Origin of the sequence: Paraburkholderia kirstenboschensis, assembly GCF_904848585.1 — a bacterium.
GTDB lineage: Bacteria > Pseudomonadota > Gammaproteobacteria > Burkholderiales > Burkholderiaceae > Paraburkholderia > Paraburkholderia kirstenboschensis.
Genome location: NZ_CAJHCR010000005.1, coordinates 324033 through 339445 on the forward strand (window position 1 = coordinate 324033; position 15413 = coordinate 339445).

A 15413-nucleotide genomic window follows, 5' to 3' on the forward strand; every position below is an offset into this window, starting at 1 on the left:
CGGTTGGACTTCACATGCAGAGCTCATACAACCCTTGGCTAGTGGCAATGTCGTTTGTCGTGGCGACGCTCGCGTCGTACACGGCACTCGACCTCACCGGCCGCATCTTCATGCTGGCTTCGCCGCGGTTGCGCCACGTCTGGCGCATGGGCGGCGCGGCGGCGCTCGGCGTCGGCATCTGGTCGATGCACTTCGTGGCCATGCTGGCACTTTCGCTGCCCATTCCGCTCGGCTACGATTTCGCGGACACGGCCTATTCGCTCGCACTGGCTGTGGGCGCGTCGTATCTCGCGCTCTGCCTGACCACTCAGGCACGGCTCACGGCCGCGCGCCTGCTGGGAGGCGGCGCCTTCATGGGCGCGGGCATCGCCGGCATGCACTACAGCGGTATGGCCGCTTTGCGCATGTCGCCCGGCATCAGCTATCAACCGGCCTGGTTCGCTGCCTCGCTCGCGATCGCCGTTGGCGCTTCCATGGCCGCACTGTGGATGGCGCGCGCGCTCAGTAACGACGACGCACGACACGTGCTGCGCAAGCGCTTTGGCGCAGCGCTTGCAATGGGCGTTGCAATCAGCGGCATGCATTACGCCGGCATGGCCGCCGCCGAATTCGCGCCAGGCGCGATCTGCGGCGCGGCGGCCGGCGTCAATGCCGCATGGCTCGCCACTTCGGTGATCCTGTTCACGTTCGCGATACTGATCGTCACGTTGCTGCTGTCGCGTTTCGATGCGCGCACGAGCTTCCTCGTCGGCGCGGTGTCGAAGCTCAACGGGCAGATCCTGCGCCTCGCCACGCTCGACACGCTGACAGGACTGCCGAATCGCGCCACGCTGACCGAGCGCATCGAGAGAGCGATTCATGCCTCGCGCCGGCAACGGTCGCTCTTCGCGATCCTCTTCATGGATCTGGACGGCTTCAAGACGATCAACGACTCGCTCGGCCACTCGGCCGGCGACCAGGTACTGTCCGCGTTCGCGCAACGCTTGCTGGTTTGCGTGCGCGCCGGCGACACCGTCGCGCGCCTCGGCGGCGACGAATTCGTGGTGCTGTCCGAGAACCTGGCCTCGCGCAACGACGCCGCGGCGCTTGCAGAAGGCGTGCTCGAGCGTATGCGGCGCGATACATGGGCCGACTCACAACCGCTTCAGGTGATGCCAAGCATCGGCATTGCACTGTTTCCCGAGGACGGCGACACCGTCGACACGCTGCTCAAGCACGCGGACGCCGCGATGTACGAAGCGAAGCGCGCCGGACGCAGCACCTATCGCTTCTTCGAACGGAGCATGAACGAAGCCGCGACGCGCACGCTGCAAATTCAGAACGCGTTGCGCGAGGCGTTGGCCGAGCGTCATTTCACGCTGCACTTCCAGCCCAAATTCGACGGCAAGAGCGAGTCGCTTGCGGGCGCCGAAGCGCTGATCCGTTTGCATCATCCGCAACTCGGTACGCTTGCGCCGCTCGAATTCATTCCGATCGCAGAACGCTCCGGGCAGATCGTGCAGATCGGCTACTGGGTATTGCGCGAGGCGTGCCGGCAGATTCGCCGATGGGCGGCGCAAGGCCTGCCGCCCGTCAAGGTGGCGATCAATCTGTCACCGCGCCAGCTATTGCAGGCGGATCTCGTGCCGACCATGCTCGATATCGTGAAGGCAGAGGGCGTCAGATGCGAACAGATCATGTTCGAGATCACCGAAACGGTGGCAATGCATGACGCGCCCCGAACCATCGAGATGCTTCGGGAATTCCAGGCAAGCGGTTTCGAGATCGCAATCGACGATTTCGGCACCGGCTATTCCAGCCTCGCGTATCTGCAACGGTTTCGCGTGAAGCAACTGAAGATCGACCGCTTCTTCACCAACGGTCTCGACGCGCACGGCGCCGAAGGCAGCGCGATCGTTTCGGCGATCATCGCACTCGCGCATTCGCTGGAAATGGATGTGGTGGCCGAAGGCGTCGAAACCGAGTCGCAACTGCACATGCTCAAGGCAATGCGGTGCGACGAAATGCAAGGCTTCCTGCTCGGCAAGCCGCTGACCGCGGACGACTTCGGCGATTTCCTGCGCGGAACCGCGGTGACGGAGGACGTCTGCTGAACGGCCAACCGGCGCAACGCAGGTTGCTGCGGTAGGTCAGATCGGATTCAGTCACGCGCGACATCGACCATCGACGTAAGCGGCGCCTGACCTAAGTCGCGCCGCGTGAGCTTGCCGTCCACCGACGCGCCGCAATCCATGCGCAATTGCTGATAGTAGATGTTGCCGGTCACATGCGCATTGGCCTGTAACTCCACGAAGTGGTCGGCAATCACGTCACCGACTATGTTGCCGTTGACCATCACGTCGTAACCGTGCACGTTGCCTTCGATCGATCCCCGGTCGCTCAGCACGAAGAGCGTCTGGCTGCCGGGCTCGCCGCTGACATTGCCCTTCACATGGCCGTCGAGGCGCAGTCCGTCGGTAAACTGAAGATCGCCCACGATGCGCACGTCGTGCGCAATCAGTGTGGCGAGCTTCGTTTGCTGGATGCCCGCGGCTTTTTTCTTGCTGAACATAAGTACTCCGGAAATATAAGGGTGTGCCGCGTGGATCAGGCAATGCGGCGTCTGCGCCTAGCGGCGAGTCGTGGCCGTCTGGGCGTGCGTCTGCGGGTGCGTCCGCATGATCGGCGCCGTTCTCTTCTGGCCGCGCAGGAACTGCAATTCGTCGTTGAGCCGCGCGACGTCGGCAGCGGCGCTATCGGCCGCTTTCTGTACTGCCGCGCGCGCCGCCAACTCCTGCGCTAAAGCAAGGCGCGCTCGGGCCAGCTCTATCTGCTCGGCGCTTCTATCGACGGCAGCCGGAAGGCATTGCGTGAGCGGCCCACCCGCGCGGCGCGCCTCGCCGATAACTACGGCGGCGCCGCCGGCGAGCGCACTGAGCGCGCAAACGAGCGCCCAGGCGGCGATGCGAAAACGCACAGAGCGCACCGGCGCAAGCGTGTAAGCGCGACGCGTCAGAGCGTCGGCGTCGCGGGAAAGAATGGGATCAGCCATGAGAAGCAGGGGCGAAAAGCGCGAGATAGGCCGCGGGATCGACGGGTGCGCCATTGACCAGCACTTCGAAGTGCAGATGCGGACCGGTCGAGCGCCCGGTCGATCCGACGTCGGCGATATATTGGCGCGGCAGCACCAGATCGCCGACCTTCACGACGACGCGCGACGCGTGGCCGTAGCGCGTCATGAGTCCGTTGCCGTGATCTATTTCGACCGCGTTGCCATAGCCGGACTTTTCGCCCGCGAGCACCACGCGGCCGCCTGCCGCGGCCAGTATCGGTGTTCCGGTTCTGGCGACCAGGTCGAGGCCCGGATGAAAACTCAGCCGATGCGTGAAGGGATCGACGCGGTTGCCGAACGGCGAACCGAAATGCGCGCCGCCGGCGGGCATGCGGCCGGGAAACGCGGCATAAGCCATGGCGTGCGCGGCGGTCTGCCGTTCGAGCGCGCCCAGCGTAGCGGCGATGCAATCGATCTGTTCGCCAGTGCGTTTTGCGTCGACGCGCGCACCGAGATGCCGGATGACGCCGCTGCACCGGCGCGGCGGCAGAGAGGGGCCGCCCTCGCCTTCGCTGTCGGTTGCGTCGGCATCGCCGCTCGAAGACGGCGATGCGGTAACCGGCGCGCCCTGCGCAACCGGCGCTGAGCGCGGTGTATTCAGACGCGCTTCGAAATCGCGCAACGCACCGACTTGCGCGCTGAGGCGCGCGATGCGCGGTTCGATTTGCGCCACCGACGCGTTGAGCTTGCCAAGCTGGTCGATTGCATAATCGCGCTCGATGCGGTTCGCGGTTTGCATTCCGGACGTATCGCGCGCGGACCAGTGCATGCCGATCGCGATGCCCGCCAGCAATGCAAGAGCCGCGGCCGCACCGGCGGCGCCGAGCGCGCGCGTCAACGCAAAACGGCGGGTGACCAGGCCGACCGAACCGCTAGCGAGCCGAGTGCGTGCGCGAAACACGGACAACATCAGCGCGTCCCCAGCCGCAAAATGCGCGCATGGCGCCGCACAGCGCGCGCTAGCGTCGTATGTAAAGCGGACATGAAACGGACGAACTCAACTGACTGCATTCGGCATCGACCGGGCAGATGCCGGCGGCGGTAATCGATAGAGGGCGCCGATTATCGCCTCGCCGCCGCAAGAAGCATCTCAAATACGCTGTCCGCGGCGGCCCGCTTTCCTCAGGCCCGTTCCAATGCGGCGAGGCGCTCCACCAACTTTTCGCTCGCGCGCGTCATCGGCAGGCGAAGTTCGTCGCGTATCAGGCCTTGCGAAGCGAGCAACGCTTTGACCGGCGCGGGATTCGGTTCCGCGAACAGCGCGTGGATCAGCGGCGCGAGCGTGTGGAAAATGCGCCGCGCCTCCTCCAGCGCGCCGGCCGCGAGCGCTCGATACAGCGCGACGAACCGTTCAGGCCGCACATGCGCGGACGCGGCAATCGCTCCACTGCCGCCCAGGCACAGCGTGTTGAACATCTGCACGTCTTCGCCTGCAAGCACTTGCAAGCGACCGTCGCGAATCAGCGCGTGAGTGGTGTCGAGCGAGCCTGCGCAATCTTTCACCGCCTGGATTCGCGGATGCGCGGCAAGCGTCATTAGCGTGTCCAGTTCGAGCCGCACACCGGTTCGATACGGAATGTCGTAGAGCACGATTGGCTTTTCGCTCGCATCGGCAAGCGCCGTGAAGTGGCTGACGATGCCGGCCTGCGACGGCCTGATGTAATAAGGCGCGGCCATCAGCAAGCCAGCGACAGGCAGCGAATTCAGTTGCGCGATGCGCTCGCGCATGCTCTGCGTGTTATTGCCGGATACGCCGACGACCACGGGCAATGCTGGCCTGGCATCGGTGCTTGCGTCGGCACCCGCGCGGCCCGCTTGCGCCGCGTCGAGGATCGTTGCGAGCACGGCGTCCTGCTCGGCGGCGTCGAGCGCGGCCGGCTCTCCGGTCGTGCCTAACGCGACAATCCCGGCTATGCCGGCGTCGGCATAGCGGCGCACGAGCGCGCGCAGCGCGGCGTGATCGACCGCGCCGTCGGCGAAAGGCGTGATGAGCGGAACCCAGATACCCGAAAAAATGGACATGTCTTTCCTCTTACGTCGATGAGCGACCGTATCGATTCCGGCAGCGTGCGAAGGAGAAAGACAGGAAGGACCGCCGAAGCGCTTGATCCGCCGTTCCGTCGCATCTGACGGAACAGCGTGCTCCGGTCAGATGAGCGGCTGTTTTTTGGCTTTGGCGCTGAACTCACGGCTCAATTGCTCGCCGTTGCGCGCAGCAACGAGCGAACGGCGCGTGCGTGCATTCGCAACGCTTGCGAAAGCAGACCGGGTCGCGGTCGACGAGCAGAGTCGGAGTGTTTGGCGAAGGCGCATGAAGCGCAGTGTAACCGCGCCCGCCGCGGATTGGCAAAGCGCATCCCAAAATGGCTTGACTTCTACGATAGGCGAACTAATATACGCACCGCGTATATCCGGCGCAGACATTTTCCAACAGGTGCCTTCATGAGCGTCCCGCAACAAGCCTTCCTTCGCGACGCCATGCGCCGCCTGAACATGACCCGCGAGACCTTCGCGGGCCGCATCGGCGTGTCGCGCCGGGCGCTGGATACGTGGCTGTTGCCCGACGACTCGCAGGAATCGCGGGCCATGCCGGAGATTGTCGAGCGCTTCGTGTCGGAAATCGTGGTGCACGGCGAGCCCGGCGAGAAATATACGCAAAGCGTAGATTCGCAGTCGCTCGCGAGCCAGATGCTGTGGGAAGGCAAGCCACAGTTGCTGTCGGTCGACCAGTTCTCGCGCGACTCGGTGGAGGCTTTGTTTCGCGTCGCGGACATCATGCAGCCCATCGCACGGCGCCGCAAAATCTCGCGCGTTCTCGAAGGCGCGGTGCTCGGCAATCTCTTCTTCGAAGCAAGTACGCGGACTCGCGTGAGCTTCGGCGCGGCGTTCTGCCGGCTTGGCGGTTCCGTGTGCGATACCACCGGCTTCACGTTTTCTTCGATGGCGAAGGGCGAGTCGATCTACGACACGAGCCGCGTGATGAGCGGCTACGTCGACGCACTCGTGATCCGTCATCCCGAGCAAGGCTCGGTGGCCGAATTCGCGCGCGCGACCAATGTGCCTGTGATCAACGGCGGCGACGGCCCCGGCGAACATCCGAGCCAGGCGCTGCTCGATCTGTACACCATTCAGCGCGAGTTCTCGCGGCTCGGCAAGATTGTCGATGGGGCGCATATCGCGCTCGTCGGCGATCTGAAATACGGTCGAACCGTGCATTCGCTGGTCAAACTGCTGGCACTATATCGCGGCATCAAGTTCACGCTGATTTCGCCGCCCATGCTCGAAATGCCGGGCTATATCATCGAGCAGATTTCGCGCAACGGGCATGTGATCGAACAGACTCACGACCTGCCGACCGGACTGCGCGGCGCCGACGTGGTGTACGCCACGCGCATCCAGAAAGAGCGCTTCACCGACGAATCGTTCGAAGGCTACACACCTGACTTCCAGATCAATCAGGCGTTAGTAGACAGCGTGTGTGGCAGCGATACGCTCATCATGCACCCGCTGCCGCGCGACAGCCGGCCGGGCGCGAACGATCTGAGCGTCGACCTCAATCACGACTCGCGGCTCGCCATTTTCCGGCAAACCGATAACGGCATTCCAGTGCGGATGGCGATCTTCGCGGTGCTGCTCGGCGTCGAAAAGCTGGTTCAGCATTCCATGCGCGACGCTGCCTGGCGTCCGCCCGCATACCTCGGCCCCGACGACGCGGTGTTTCACGGCATCGACTGAAGCAAGCCAGCAAGTTAATTCGGGTAACGAAGCAAAACCGAAGCACAACTGAAGCAAAGCAAATGCGGGCATGAAGCAGCGCGTCAGGCTATCGCGCTGCCACCGTTGCGCCTGAAGCTAGCTGCAAAGAACTGCACCTGGTATTGCACCGCGTTGGCCCAGTACTTCCACGTGTGGCCGCCCGGCCGCTCCGCATAATGATGCGGCACGCCCAGTTCGATGAGCCGCGCATGCAGCATCCGGTTCGACTGCACGAGTGAATCGTTCATTCCGCAGTCGATCATGAGCGCAATATGCGCGCTCGCAAAGCTGCGCGCATGCTCGACGATAGGCTCGGCGTTCCAGAAGTCCGCATGCCCCTCGGGATCGCCGAACACCTGATCGATGCCCGGTTCATCCTCGCAACCGCGTGGATCGACCGCGCCGCTCATGCTTCCCGCCGCCCCGAATTCATCAGGCCGATCCAGCGCGATATGAAGCGCGCCGAACCCGCCCATGCTCAAGCCGGTGATCGCGCGCCCTTCTTTCGTTGCAATGGTGCGGAAATGCATGTCGATGTACGCAACGACCTCGGTGCCTACATAAGTCGTGTAACGGCTGCGCGAGTCGACCGGACTGTCGATGTACCAGCTTTCGTGGCCGCCATCGGGCATCACGAGTATCACGTGGTAGCGGTCGGCGAGTTTGCCGATGGGCGAATTCGCGGTCCAGTCGGTATAGTCGCCGCCCGAGCCGTGCAGCAGATAGACGACCGGAAAACGATCAGCCGCGTTGCCGCGCGCATAGCGGTCGGGCAGCACGACTGTCGCTTCCAGAGACTTGTGCATGGCCGCGCTCGGAATGGTCACGACACGGGACTGGAAGGCCCATGCGGGAGCGGCGACAAGCATCATCGCGATCAGCCAGCAAAGACGTGCCTTACTCATGTTGTCGCTCTCCCTTTCTACGTGTCCGGGAACCCAGCGGGCATACCAACGGCGTAGGCCATACGGGGCGGCAATATCCAGCGACGACTCTAGCAACGGCGACTTACAGCCAAATTTCAGCAAACCCTACGATTCGTCTCACGCGATGCGCGGCGCATGCTTCCGGACATGCGTGCGCCATGCAACTATTTGACGTGGACACCCAGGCCCGCGCGGCCGGGTGCGATGTCGTCCTTTAACGTAAGTTCGGGAATCCGATAATCGCCGCCGTTCTGCGCGCGGAAAGGTATGGGCGCCGTGTTCCAGAGATTGTCGAGACGCTCGCCGAGCGCGTTGCGCACATCGGCATATTTCTCTTCGTCGATGCGGCTCGTGCGATACACCACGAACGGCGGCAGTACATCGAAACCGGGGTAATAGAGTATGCCGTGCTGGATCGGGAACAACACGTCGTCGATCGGACCGTTGATGCCGCGCGGACTATAGTGCGATTCCCATCCGCCCGTCGTGACCACCAGCATGGCGCGTTTTCCGGCGAATGTGCCCTCGCCGTAGCGGTCGCCCCAGCGTGCGTCCGAGTGTTCGCCCACGCCGTATGCAAAGCCGTATGCGTAGACGCGCTCTACCCATCCCTTCATGATCGCGGGCATCGAGAACCACCACAGCGGGAATTGCAGAATGACCGCGTCCGCCCATTTGAGCTTTGCCTGCTCCGCTGCGATGTCCGCACTTTGCAGTCCGTTTTCGAACGCATATTTCGACGCGCGTGAAGGATCGAAGCGATCGCCGGTTGCAGGAGCGAGGCTATCGCCTGCATCGAGCGCCGCCTTCCAGTTCATCGCATACAGATCGGAAACCTGGACCGCGTGCCCCGCGTCGCGCAGGCGCTTGACGGAGAATTCCTTCAGCGATCCATTCAACGACCGTGGTTCTGGATGAGCATAAACAATCAGAACGTTCATTTGCGGTTGCCTCTTTCATGTCTGGAAGAACACACGATAGGCGCCGCCACGGTATATTGGAAATGAATTACTGACATGGCAGGTATTACCGTGAATAATCTCCGCAAGCTGGATCTGAACCTCCTCGTCACGCTCGACGTTTTGCTGGCTGAGCTGAACGTGACGCGCGCGGCTGAGCGGCTCAATTTCTCGCAGCCTTCCGTGAGCGTGCATCTGGCCAAGCTTCGCGACCTGCTGGGCGACCCGCTGCTGCTGCCCGGCCCGCGCGGCATGCGCGCGACGGCCCGCGCCGAGGCGCTGCGCGAGCCGTTGCGGCAAGCGCTTGAGGCATTAGAGCAAGCAGTGGCGCCCGCGCGTCCTTTCGACCCGGCGCAGGCCGCGCACACCTGGCGCATTGCCGCGACGGACTACGCGGAGTCGACCATCATCCTGCCGGCGTTGCCGGGCCTGCGCGCGGCGGCGCCCGGCACACGGCTCGCCATTGTCGAGGCGGCGCCGCCCCGCATCGCGAGACAGGCCGAACAGGGCGAAATCGACCTCGGCTTTCATACGAGCGAAGGAGCGCCTGCCGGCTTGCGCAGACGAGTGCTGTTTGCCGAGCGCTATGTGCTTGCCGGGCGCGCCGGTCATCCGCGTCTGAAACGGCGGCCGACACTCGCGCAATTCTCCAAGTTCGAGCACGTGATCGTGTCGCCCGACGGCGGCGGCTTTGCCGGCGCGACCGACGAAGCGCTTGCCCAAGCCGGCCTCTCGCGCCGCGTCGTGCTCTCCGTTCCGCACTTTCTGTTCATGATCTCCGCGCTCGCCAATACCGACCTCGTGGCGATGGTGCCCGCGCGGCTGGTCCGCGACAATGCCGCACTACGCGTGGTCGAGCCGCCCGTCGAGGTGCCGGGCTATGAAATGGCGATGCTCTGGCATGAACGTTCGCATCGGGATCCAGCGCATCAGTGGCTGCGTGCGCATATTGCCGATTCTGTTTGAAGCGCCGTGGCGGTTAGCCGTTGGCGCGGCCAATTGCATCCAGTTTCGCGAGGATTTCGTCGCTTAGCTTGATCTGCGCGGCCTGCAGGTTCTCGCGCAAATGCCCGACGGACGACGTGCCCGGAATCAACAGGATGTTGGGCGCGCGCTGCAGCAGCCATGCGAGCGCCACTTGCATCGGCGTTGCGCCAATCGTTCCCGCGATATCGGTCAGCGCAGACGACTGGATCGGCGTAAAGCCGCCCAGCGGAAAGAACGGCACATAAGCAATGCCCTTGGCTGCCAGTTCGTCGATCAGCGCGTCGTCGGCCCGGTGCACCAGGTTGTAGTGATTCTGCACGCAGACGATCTTTGCAATGCGCTGTGCTTCGGCAATCTGCGTCGGCGTCGCGTTGCTCAGGCCGATATGGCGGATCAGTCCGCGCTGTTGAAGTTCGGCAAGCGCGGTGATCTGCTTTTCTACCGATCCTTCGCTCGGCGCGTGCACGTCGCCCATCATTCGCATGTTTACCACTTCGAGCGTGTCGAGCCCGAGGTTGCGCAGATTGTCGTGTACGCCGCGCTCGAGATCCTCCGGCTCCTGCGCCGGCAGCCAACCGCCATCGCTGCTGCGCACCGCGCCGAGCTTGGTGACGATCACGAGATCGTCGGCATACGGATGCAGCGCCTCGCGAATTAGCTTGTTGGTGATATGCGGGCCGTAAAAATCGCTGGTGTCGATGTGATTGACGCCGCAAGCCACCGCTTCACGCAGCACGGCGATCGCGGCGTCGCGGTCTTTCGGCGGCCCGAACACGCCGGGCCCCGCGAGTTGCATGGCGCCGTAGCCCATGCGCCGCACTTGGCGCGCGCCGAGCGAAAACGTATTCGTGATATCGAGGTTTGGCATGGTGCTCTCCTTTCTCAGTAGGTTGAGGCGCAGTATGGCGGGGATTGCATCGTTTAATAAAGCGGGCTAACGTGCACGGGTTGTTCAATATAGTGAACAGTGACATGGAATTAAACGACCTGACCGCTTTCATCTCAGTGGCGCGCGCGGGCGGCTTTCGCGAGGCGGCGCGCACGAGCGGCGTTTCCGCGTCGAGTCTGAGCATTGCCGTGCGCCGCCTTGAAACGAAGCTCGGTCTGCGCCTGCTGAACCGTACGACCCGCAGCGTCGCGCCGACCGAAGCGGGCCTGCGTCTGCTGGAAAAGCTGACGCCGCTCTTCAGCGAAATGGAAGCGGCGCTCGACGTGCTCAACGTGTTTCGCGACCGGCCGAGCGGCACGCTCAAACTCAACGTGCCGGCGAGCGCCGCGCGCATGGGGCTGCCTGGTGTGATAGCGCCGTTTCTGAAAGCCTATCCGGACATACGGGTGGAAGTGGTTGTCGAGGACGGCTTTGTCGACGTGCTTTCCATCGGCTGCGACGCGGGCATCCGTTACGACGAGCGGCTCGAGCAGGACATGATCGCCGTGCCGATCGGCCCACGCGTGGAACGCTTCGCGACCGCCGCCGCGCCGGAGTATCTGCAGCTCCGCGGACGCCCGCAGCATCCGCGCGACCTCCTTACGCATGCTTGCCTGCGCGTCCAGTTTGCCGGCGGCGCGACGCCGACGTGGCTGTTCGAGCACGAAGGCGAAGTGGTCCAGCTGAATCCGTCGGGACCGTTGCTCGTGCGGCCCGGCGCGGCGCTCGACCTCGTGATCAGCGCGGCGGTCGCGGGTGTGGGCGTGATTCACCTGTTCGAAGACATGCTGAGACCGCACCTGGACAGCGGCGCTTTGGAGCCGATTCTCGAACCGTGGTGGCAAAGCTTCTCAGGGCCCTTTCTCTACTATCCCGGCCACCGTCACTTGCCGGCGCCCTTACGCGCGTTCGTCGATTTTTTGAAGGATCGCAATGGTTGAGTGAACAGGGCCGCAAATTCGACATCGCGCGGTCGATTTGCTGTGATAATGGGCTGCCGCATCGGAGCGCACGCGCATTCTCAACACCTGATCCACCGCACCATGAAGAACGACACACGCGTTAGCCCGCTGCGCAACTTCGCCGAATTCGTTCGCGCGGAGCGGGTTCGATTGACCGAGCAATGGATGAATGCGGTTTTTGGCGACGCCGATCTGGTGGAAGCCGACAAGCTTACGTATCAGCAACTCGCCGATCATCTTCCGGAAATTCTCGACGGCCTGTGCGCGGCGCTCGAGGTCGAAGATCTGGAACGCCTCGAACCGGAGATCGAACGCGATGCGCGCAAGCACGGCATGGTGCGCTGGCGCCAGGGCTACCGCATCGAAGAACTGGTGCGCGAACTGGATCTGTTCCACCAGGTTCTCGCCGATGCGCTCGACGAGTACGCCACGCGCGACAACACGCTCACCCGCCGCCACGAAAAGCGCGCGCGCCGCCTGGTCGCGGAAGCGCTGAGCATGGTCACGCTCACGTCGATCAAGGAAGTGGTCAGCGAACGCGACCGCAAAATCGACGAATACACCGGCCGGCTGGAGCGCGCAAACCACGAATTGACGCTGAAACAGCGGCTCGTCAGCGACTTGTACGAGTCGCGCATGTACATCACGCGCAGCGTCGTCCATGATCTGCGTAACTTTCTGAATTCGTTTTCGATGGCGCTGCAACTGATCGCTCGTGTGCCCGCCAAGGCCGACACCGCGTTGCAGCTAGCGAACCGGCAGGCGGCGGACATGAAGGCGCTTGTCGAGCAGATGGTCGAGTACTCGGTGATCCTCGGCGACGGCACGCCGCTTACGCTCGAACAGGTCGACCTGCATGAACTCTACGAGGAACTCGTGGCGTCGTCGCGGCCGTCCATCGAGGAGAAGGGACTGACGCTGCGCGCCGCGTTCGATCCGGCGCTGCCTGCCGTAACGTCGAACCGTCTGAAGCTCAAGCAGATCGCCGTCAACCTGCTTTCCAATGCGACCAAGTACACCAAATCGGGCCAGGTCGAGCTGTACTTCCTGACGGCCGGTCCGCAACACTGGTCGATCCGCGTGTCGGACACCGGCGTGGGCATCGCGGCCGCCGATGCCGAGCGGGTGTTCGCCGAATTCGAACGCGCCGCAGGCGAGGAAATCCCCGGCACCGGCTTGGGTCTCGCCATCGTGAAGGAACTGTGCCGCGTGCTCGACGGGCACATCGACTTCGCGTCGCGCGAAGGCATGGGCACCACCTTCACGATCCGCTTTCCGTTGACGCTCGCGGAACAGCCGTAACAGCAGACGGGGCAAACCGACCGGTTATCGTGTCGCTCCGCTGCTGGTCATGCGCGGGCATACGCTCATTGCGCCGCTGCCGTTGTTCAAACCGCGCGTCACAACCTCGGACGATGTGCCGTCGCGGCGCGCCAGTTCTGCGAGATCGAGCAAGGCGGCGTAGCGCGCGGGGCAATCCGTCGACGGAACGAGTTCAGGAAGTTCACGCGGCAACTCCGGATTTGCCATGAACCTCTGCACGGCGATCACCAGTGCGGCCGCCACGATGATCATCGCCCATACGCGCGCCTTGCGAACGGTGGTTGGATCCGAAGCTCGCAAGCGCCGCCGGCGCGACACGGCAACACGTTGTTCGTCCCCCATCGCGCCGCGCGGCTGCATTGCTCGGGTGGCATTGAAGCGGCTCGGCCGACTGGCTCGGCTGGTTCGAGTCAAGCGCATTCTGAATGACATGGCGTCGCTCATCATGCCCAGTGCGCCGGCACATACAGATTGCCGACCCAATGACCCGGCACCCAAACCGCCGGGCGCGGCGCCGGCGCAACATAGACGCGGCGCGGCGCTACGTAGATAACCGGCGGCGGCGCATAGACCACGGGCGGCGCGACATAAGCGACAGGCTTCGGCGTAATCACGACAGCCGGCGGGGGCGGCGGCGGTGCATAAACCACGGGCTTCGGTGTCACGACGACAGCCGGCGCAGGCGGCGGCGCATAAACCACGGGCGGCGGCGCTACTACGACAGCCGGCGCGGGCGGCGGCGCGTACACCACAGGCTTCGGCGCGACCACGACCGTCGTGCCGCCCGTCGCGACAACGCCCGTGCTCACCACGGTTCCGCTCGATGTCACCGTATTGCCGTGCGTGCCGGTTACGCTAGTGGACGTCGTCACGACTCCCGGCGCCACACGCGTCGCCGTGCCGGAATGCTCGACCGTGCCCCCATCCGATCCCGTTACCGTTCCCGAACGCGAGCATGAAGCACCGGCGCAACTGGTTGACGCCGAGTGATCGACCGTATCGCCGTTGGAGCGCGTCACCGATCCCGACGACGAGTACTGCCCCGCGCCCGTCTTCGTCACTTCGCCGGAGGTGGTGGCCGTCTTGCCATCAGGTCCGGTGAGCGCGCCCGTATGCGAACACGTGCCGCCCGCACAGCTGGTGTCGCCGGCGTGCTGCACCGAGTTTCCGTAGCGGCCCGTCGCGGTGCCCGAATTCGAGAACTGTCCGGGCGAATTGCGAGTGACCGTGCCGGTGTTCGTCGCGGCGCCGCCATAAGGCCCGATGACACCGCCTGCATGCGAGCAGCTGCCGCCGCCGCACGAGCCGTAGTGGCCTTCGTTATAGACGCCGCGCGAGGTGTAAGCGGTTCCGTGCTGCGACCACGCGAACGCCGACGCGCTGCCCAGTGCGAGCATCGCCGTTGTCGCAGTCAGCGCGAGTTTGCGCAGTGTGCGGCGAGCGGAAGGAGAAGAAGAAGTGGCGGCCGCAGATGAAGCGCCGCTGGCCGGGACTGCGAACGAATGAGTTTTCACGGGTATGTCCTTCGGGGATTCAGGCCACTTGCTGCGACTGCTGCTGCGCTGTGTGGCGATGAACGGACTATAGGAGGACGCTCCGCGACAGTCATCAGCCAAGATATGTCACGCTGTTTCATCGTGAAAGAAGCCTTCTGGGCAAGGCTTCGCGAGCATCTTGCAGACGCCGTGACATATGCCGACACAATTCGCTTCGGTGAGAAAGCATCGTGCCGCACGGCTGCCCGAGCGACGACACGCTGCAGTGTGGCTACGGAAAATAGCGGCCGATTTCCGTTGACAACGCGTGCGGCAAAACGGCACACTCGGTTCATGTTGACGCACACCTCCATCGCAGTAGCGATTAACCACCCGAAGCGAGCCATCATCGGCTGGCCTATGGGAGCATGTTTGCGTTAGCAGTCTGAATCTGCAAAACAAAACCCCAAGGCCCCGCTGGTAACGGAAGGGGCCTTTTGTTTTGTGGGCGTCTCCGTCGGCCGGCTCGATAACGGAGAGCAAGATGGATCAGGCAAGCCCGCAGTGCATGGACGACGACGCACATCGTTATGCTTACTATCAGGACGAGCGTCTACCGAAGGTGGTGGTGCATTTCCCGGTTGCGCCAGGCGCGACGCTGACATGGCGTGTCGAGGCGGACAGCACGCTTACCGTGAAGGGTGCGCGCCTCTGGCTGACGCGCATCAGTTCACCGTACGATCACTGGATCGCGCCGGGCCAAACATTCAGCCTGCAGCGCGGCGAACGCATATGGCTCAGCACTGACGGCGAACGCACAGCGCATGTTTCGCTGACCTCCGCGCTGCACGCGAACGGCCTCTTCGCGCGCTGGCTCGGACGGCTCGCCGGTTTAAGCCTGGGGCCGCCGAGCCCGCGCTGACATGCGTTGACATGCGTTGACATGCATTGTCAGGCTCCGCGCATGTCGCGTGAACTCGTTGCATGCGCAGCGCGAGCCTGAAAG

Annotated in this window: 14 protein-coding genes and 1 pseudogene; 6 read left to right on the plus strand and 9 right to left on the minus strand. The window is 63.8% G+C overall.

Going from position 1 to position 15413, the window contains the following annotated elements; translation table 11 throughout:
- Positions 1–11 precede the first annotated feature (11 nt).
- Positions 12–2093 (plus strand): annotated as a pseudogene (locus tag JMY24_RS16805) (putative bifunctional diguanylate cyclase/phosphodiesterase); the annotation flags it as partial.
- Positions 2094–2140: 47 nt separating this feature from the next.
- Here the strand turns inward: JMY24_RS16805 and JMY24_RS16810 are convergent.
- The 4 genes from JMY24_RS16810 to dapA all read right to left on the minus strand — a co-directional run bounded on the left by JMY24_RS16810 (position 2141) and on the right by dapA (position 5113).
- On the minus strand, positions 2141–2551 hold the full coding sequence (locus tag JMY24_RS16810; RefSeq protein ID WP_201702477.1) for a bactofilin family protein: 411 nt from the start codon (positions 2549–2551) through the stop codon (positions 2141–2143).
- Positions 2552–2608: 57 nt separating this feature from the next.
- Positions 2609–3031 carry a hypothetical protein gene (locus JMY24_RS16815; protein WP_128597518.1) on the minus strand — a complete coding sequence of 141 codons (423 nt, stop codon included), beginning with the start codon at positions 3029–3031 and terminating at the stop codon, positions 2609–2611.
- A complete protein-coding gene (locus JMY24_RS16820) occupies positions 3024–4001 on the minus strand; it encodes a M23 family metallopeptidase (protein ID WP_201702479.1) in 978 nt (325 codons plus the stop codon). Before JMY24_RS16820 ends, JMY24_RS16815 begins: the two co-directional genes overlap by 8 nt.
- 212 nt (positions 4002–4213) lie before the next feature.
- Positions 4214–5113, minus strand: coding sequence for a 4-hydroxy-tetrahydrodipicolinate synthase (dapA, locus tag JMY24_RS16825; RefSeq protein WP_201702480.1), 900 nt, complete (start codon positions 5111–5113; stop codon positions 4214–4216).
- Positions 5114–5533: 420 nt separating this feature from the next.
- Here dapA and JMY24_RS16830 point away from each other — a divergent pair, with 420 nt between their 5' ends.
- Positions 5534–6826, plus strand: coding sequence for an aspartate carbamoyltransferase (locus JMY24_RS16830; RefSeq protein ID WP_128591674.1), 1293 nt, complete (start codon positions 5534–5536; stop codon positions 6824–6826).
- 83 nt (positions 6827–6909) lie between these two features.
- On the opposite strand, the gene JMY24_RS16835 is transcribed toward JMY24_RS16830, so the two are convergent.
- Together JMY24_RS16835 and JMY24_RS16840 are read right to left on the minus strand one after the other, a co-directional pair.
- Positions 6910–7752 (minus strand): alpha/beta hydrolase, encoded by an 843-nt coding sequence (locus JMY24_RS16835; RefSeq protein ID WP_128597520.1) that lies wholly within the window; start codon positions 7750–7752, stop codon positions 6910–6912.
- 185 nt (positions 7753–7937) lie between these two features.
- Entirely contained in the window at positions 7938–8714 is a 777-nt protein-coding gene (locus tag JMY24_RS16840) for an NAD(P)H-dependent oxidoreductase (RefSeq protein WP_128597521.1), read from the minus strand.
- Between the two features lie 75 nt (positions 8715–8789).
- On the opposite strand from JMY24_RS16840, the gene JMY24_RS16845 reads away from it, so the two are divergent.
- Entirely contained in the window at positions 8790–9698 is a 909-nt protein-coding gene (locus JMY24_RS16845) for a LysR family transcriptional regulator (protein WP_201702481.1), read from the plus strand.
- Between the two features lie 13 nt (positions 9699–9711).
- On the opposite strand, the gene JMY24_RS16850 is transcribed toward JMY24_RS16845, so the two are convergent.
- Positions 9712–10587 carry an aldo/keto reductase family oxidoreductase gene (locus JMY24_RS16850; protein WP_128597523.1) on the minus strand — a complete coding sequence of 292 codons (876 nt, stop codon included), beginning with the start codon at positions 10585–10587 and terminating at the stop codon, positions 9712–9714.
- 104 nt (positions 10588–10691) lie between these two features.
- On the opposite strand from JMY24_RS16850, the gene JMY24_RS16855 reads away from it, so the two are divergent.
- The gene (locus JMY24_RS16855) at positions 10692–11588 is read left to right on the plus strand and encodes a LysR family transcriptional regulator (protein WP_201702482.1); all 897 of its coding nucleotides are present in this window, start codon (positions 10692–10694) and stop codon (positions 11586–11588) included.
- Positions 11589–11690: 102 nt separating this feature from the next.
- Positions 11691–12911 carry a sensor histidine kinase gene (locus tag JMY24_RS16860; RefSeq protein WP_201702483.1) on the plus strand — a complete coding sequence of 407 codons (1221 nt, stop codon included), beginning with the start codon at positions 11691–11693 and terminating at the stop codon, positions 12909–12911.
- A gap of 24 nt (positions 12912–12935) precedes the next feature.
- On the opposite strand, the gene JMY24_RS16865 is transcribed toward JMY24_RS16860, so the two are convergent.
- Positions 12936–13274: a hypothetical protein gene (locus tag JMY24_RS16865; protein ID WP_236597423.1), complete on the minus strand. Its 339-nt coding sequence runs from the start codon at positions 13272–13274 to the stop codon at positions 12936–12938.
- Positions 13275–13375: 101 nt separating this feature from the next.
- Positions 13376–14446: a hypothetical protein gene (locus tag JMY24_RS16870; protein ID WP_201702484.1), complete on the minus strand. Its 1071-nt coding sequence runs from the start codon at positions 14444–14446 to the stop codon at positions 13376–13378.
- A 505-nt stretch (positions 14447–14951) separates the two neighbouring features.
- Here JMY24_RS16870 and JMY24_RS16875 point away from each other — a divergent pair.
- On the plus strand, positions 14952–15329 hold the full coding sequence (locus tag JMY24_RS16875) for a DUF2917 domain-containing protein (protein WP_128597536.1): 378 nt from the start codon (positions 14952–14954) through the stop codon (positions 15327–15329).
- Positions 15330–15413 lie beyond the last annotated feature (84 nt).

Bases quoted from the DNA above. Each gene is read 5' to 3' on its own strand.
- JMY24_RS16810 (WP_201702477.1), bottom strand. From the start codon at position 2,551: ATGTTCAGCAAGAAAAAAGCCGCGGGCATCCAGCAAACGAAGCTCGCC.
- JMY24_RS16815 (WP_128597518.1), bottom strand. From the start codon at position 3,031: ATGGCTGATCCCATTCTTTCCCGCGACGCCGACGCTCTGACGCGTCGC.
- JMY24_RS16820 (WP_201702479.1), bottom strand. From the start codon at position 4,001: ATGTTGTCCGTGTTTCGCGCACGCACTCGGCTCGCTAGCGGTTCGGTC.
- dapA (WP_201702480.1), bottom strand. From the start codon at position 5,113: ATGTCCATTTTTTCGGGTATCTGGGTTCCGCTCATCACGCCTTTCGCC.
- JMY24_RS16830 (WP_128591674.1), top strand. From the start codon at position 5,534: ATGAGCGTCCCGCAACAAGCCTTCCTTCGCGACGCCATGCGCCGCCTG.
- JMY24_RS16835 (WP_128597520.1), bottom strand. From the start codon at position 7,752: ATGAGTAAGGCACGTCTTTGCTGGCTGATCGCGATGATGCTTGTCGCC.
- JMY24_RS16840 (WP_128597521.1), bottom strand. From the start codon at position 8,714: ATGAACGTTCTGATTGTTTATGCTCATCCAGAACCACGGTCGTTGAAT.
- JMY24_RS16845 (WP_201702481.1), top strand. From the start codon at position 8,790: ATGGCAGGTATTACCGTGAATAATCTCCGCAAGCTGGATCTGAACCTC.
- JMY24_RS16850 (WP_128597523.1), bottom strand. From the start codon at position 10,587: ATGCCAAACCTCGATATCACGAATACGTTTTCGCTCGGCGCGCGCCAA.
- JMY24_RS16855 (WP_201702482.1), top strand. From the start codon at position 10,692: ATGGAATTAAACGACCTGACCGCTTTCATCTCAGTGGCGCGCGCGGGC.
- JMY24_RS16860 (WP_201702483.1), top strand. From the start codon at position 11,691: ATGAAGAACGACACACGCGTTAGCCCGCTGCGCAACTTCGCCGAATTC.
- JMY24_RS16865 (WP_236597423.1), bottom strand. From the start codon at position 13,274: ATGGGGGACGAACAACGTGTTGCCGTGTCGCGCCGGCGGCGCTTGCGA.
- JMY24_RS16875 (WP_128597536.1), top strand. From the start codon at position 14,952: ATGGATCAGGCAAGCCCGCAGTGCATGGACGACGACGCACATCGTTAT.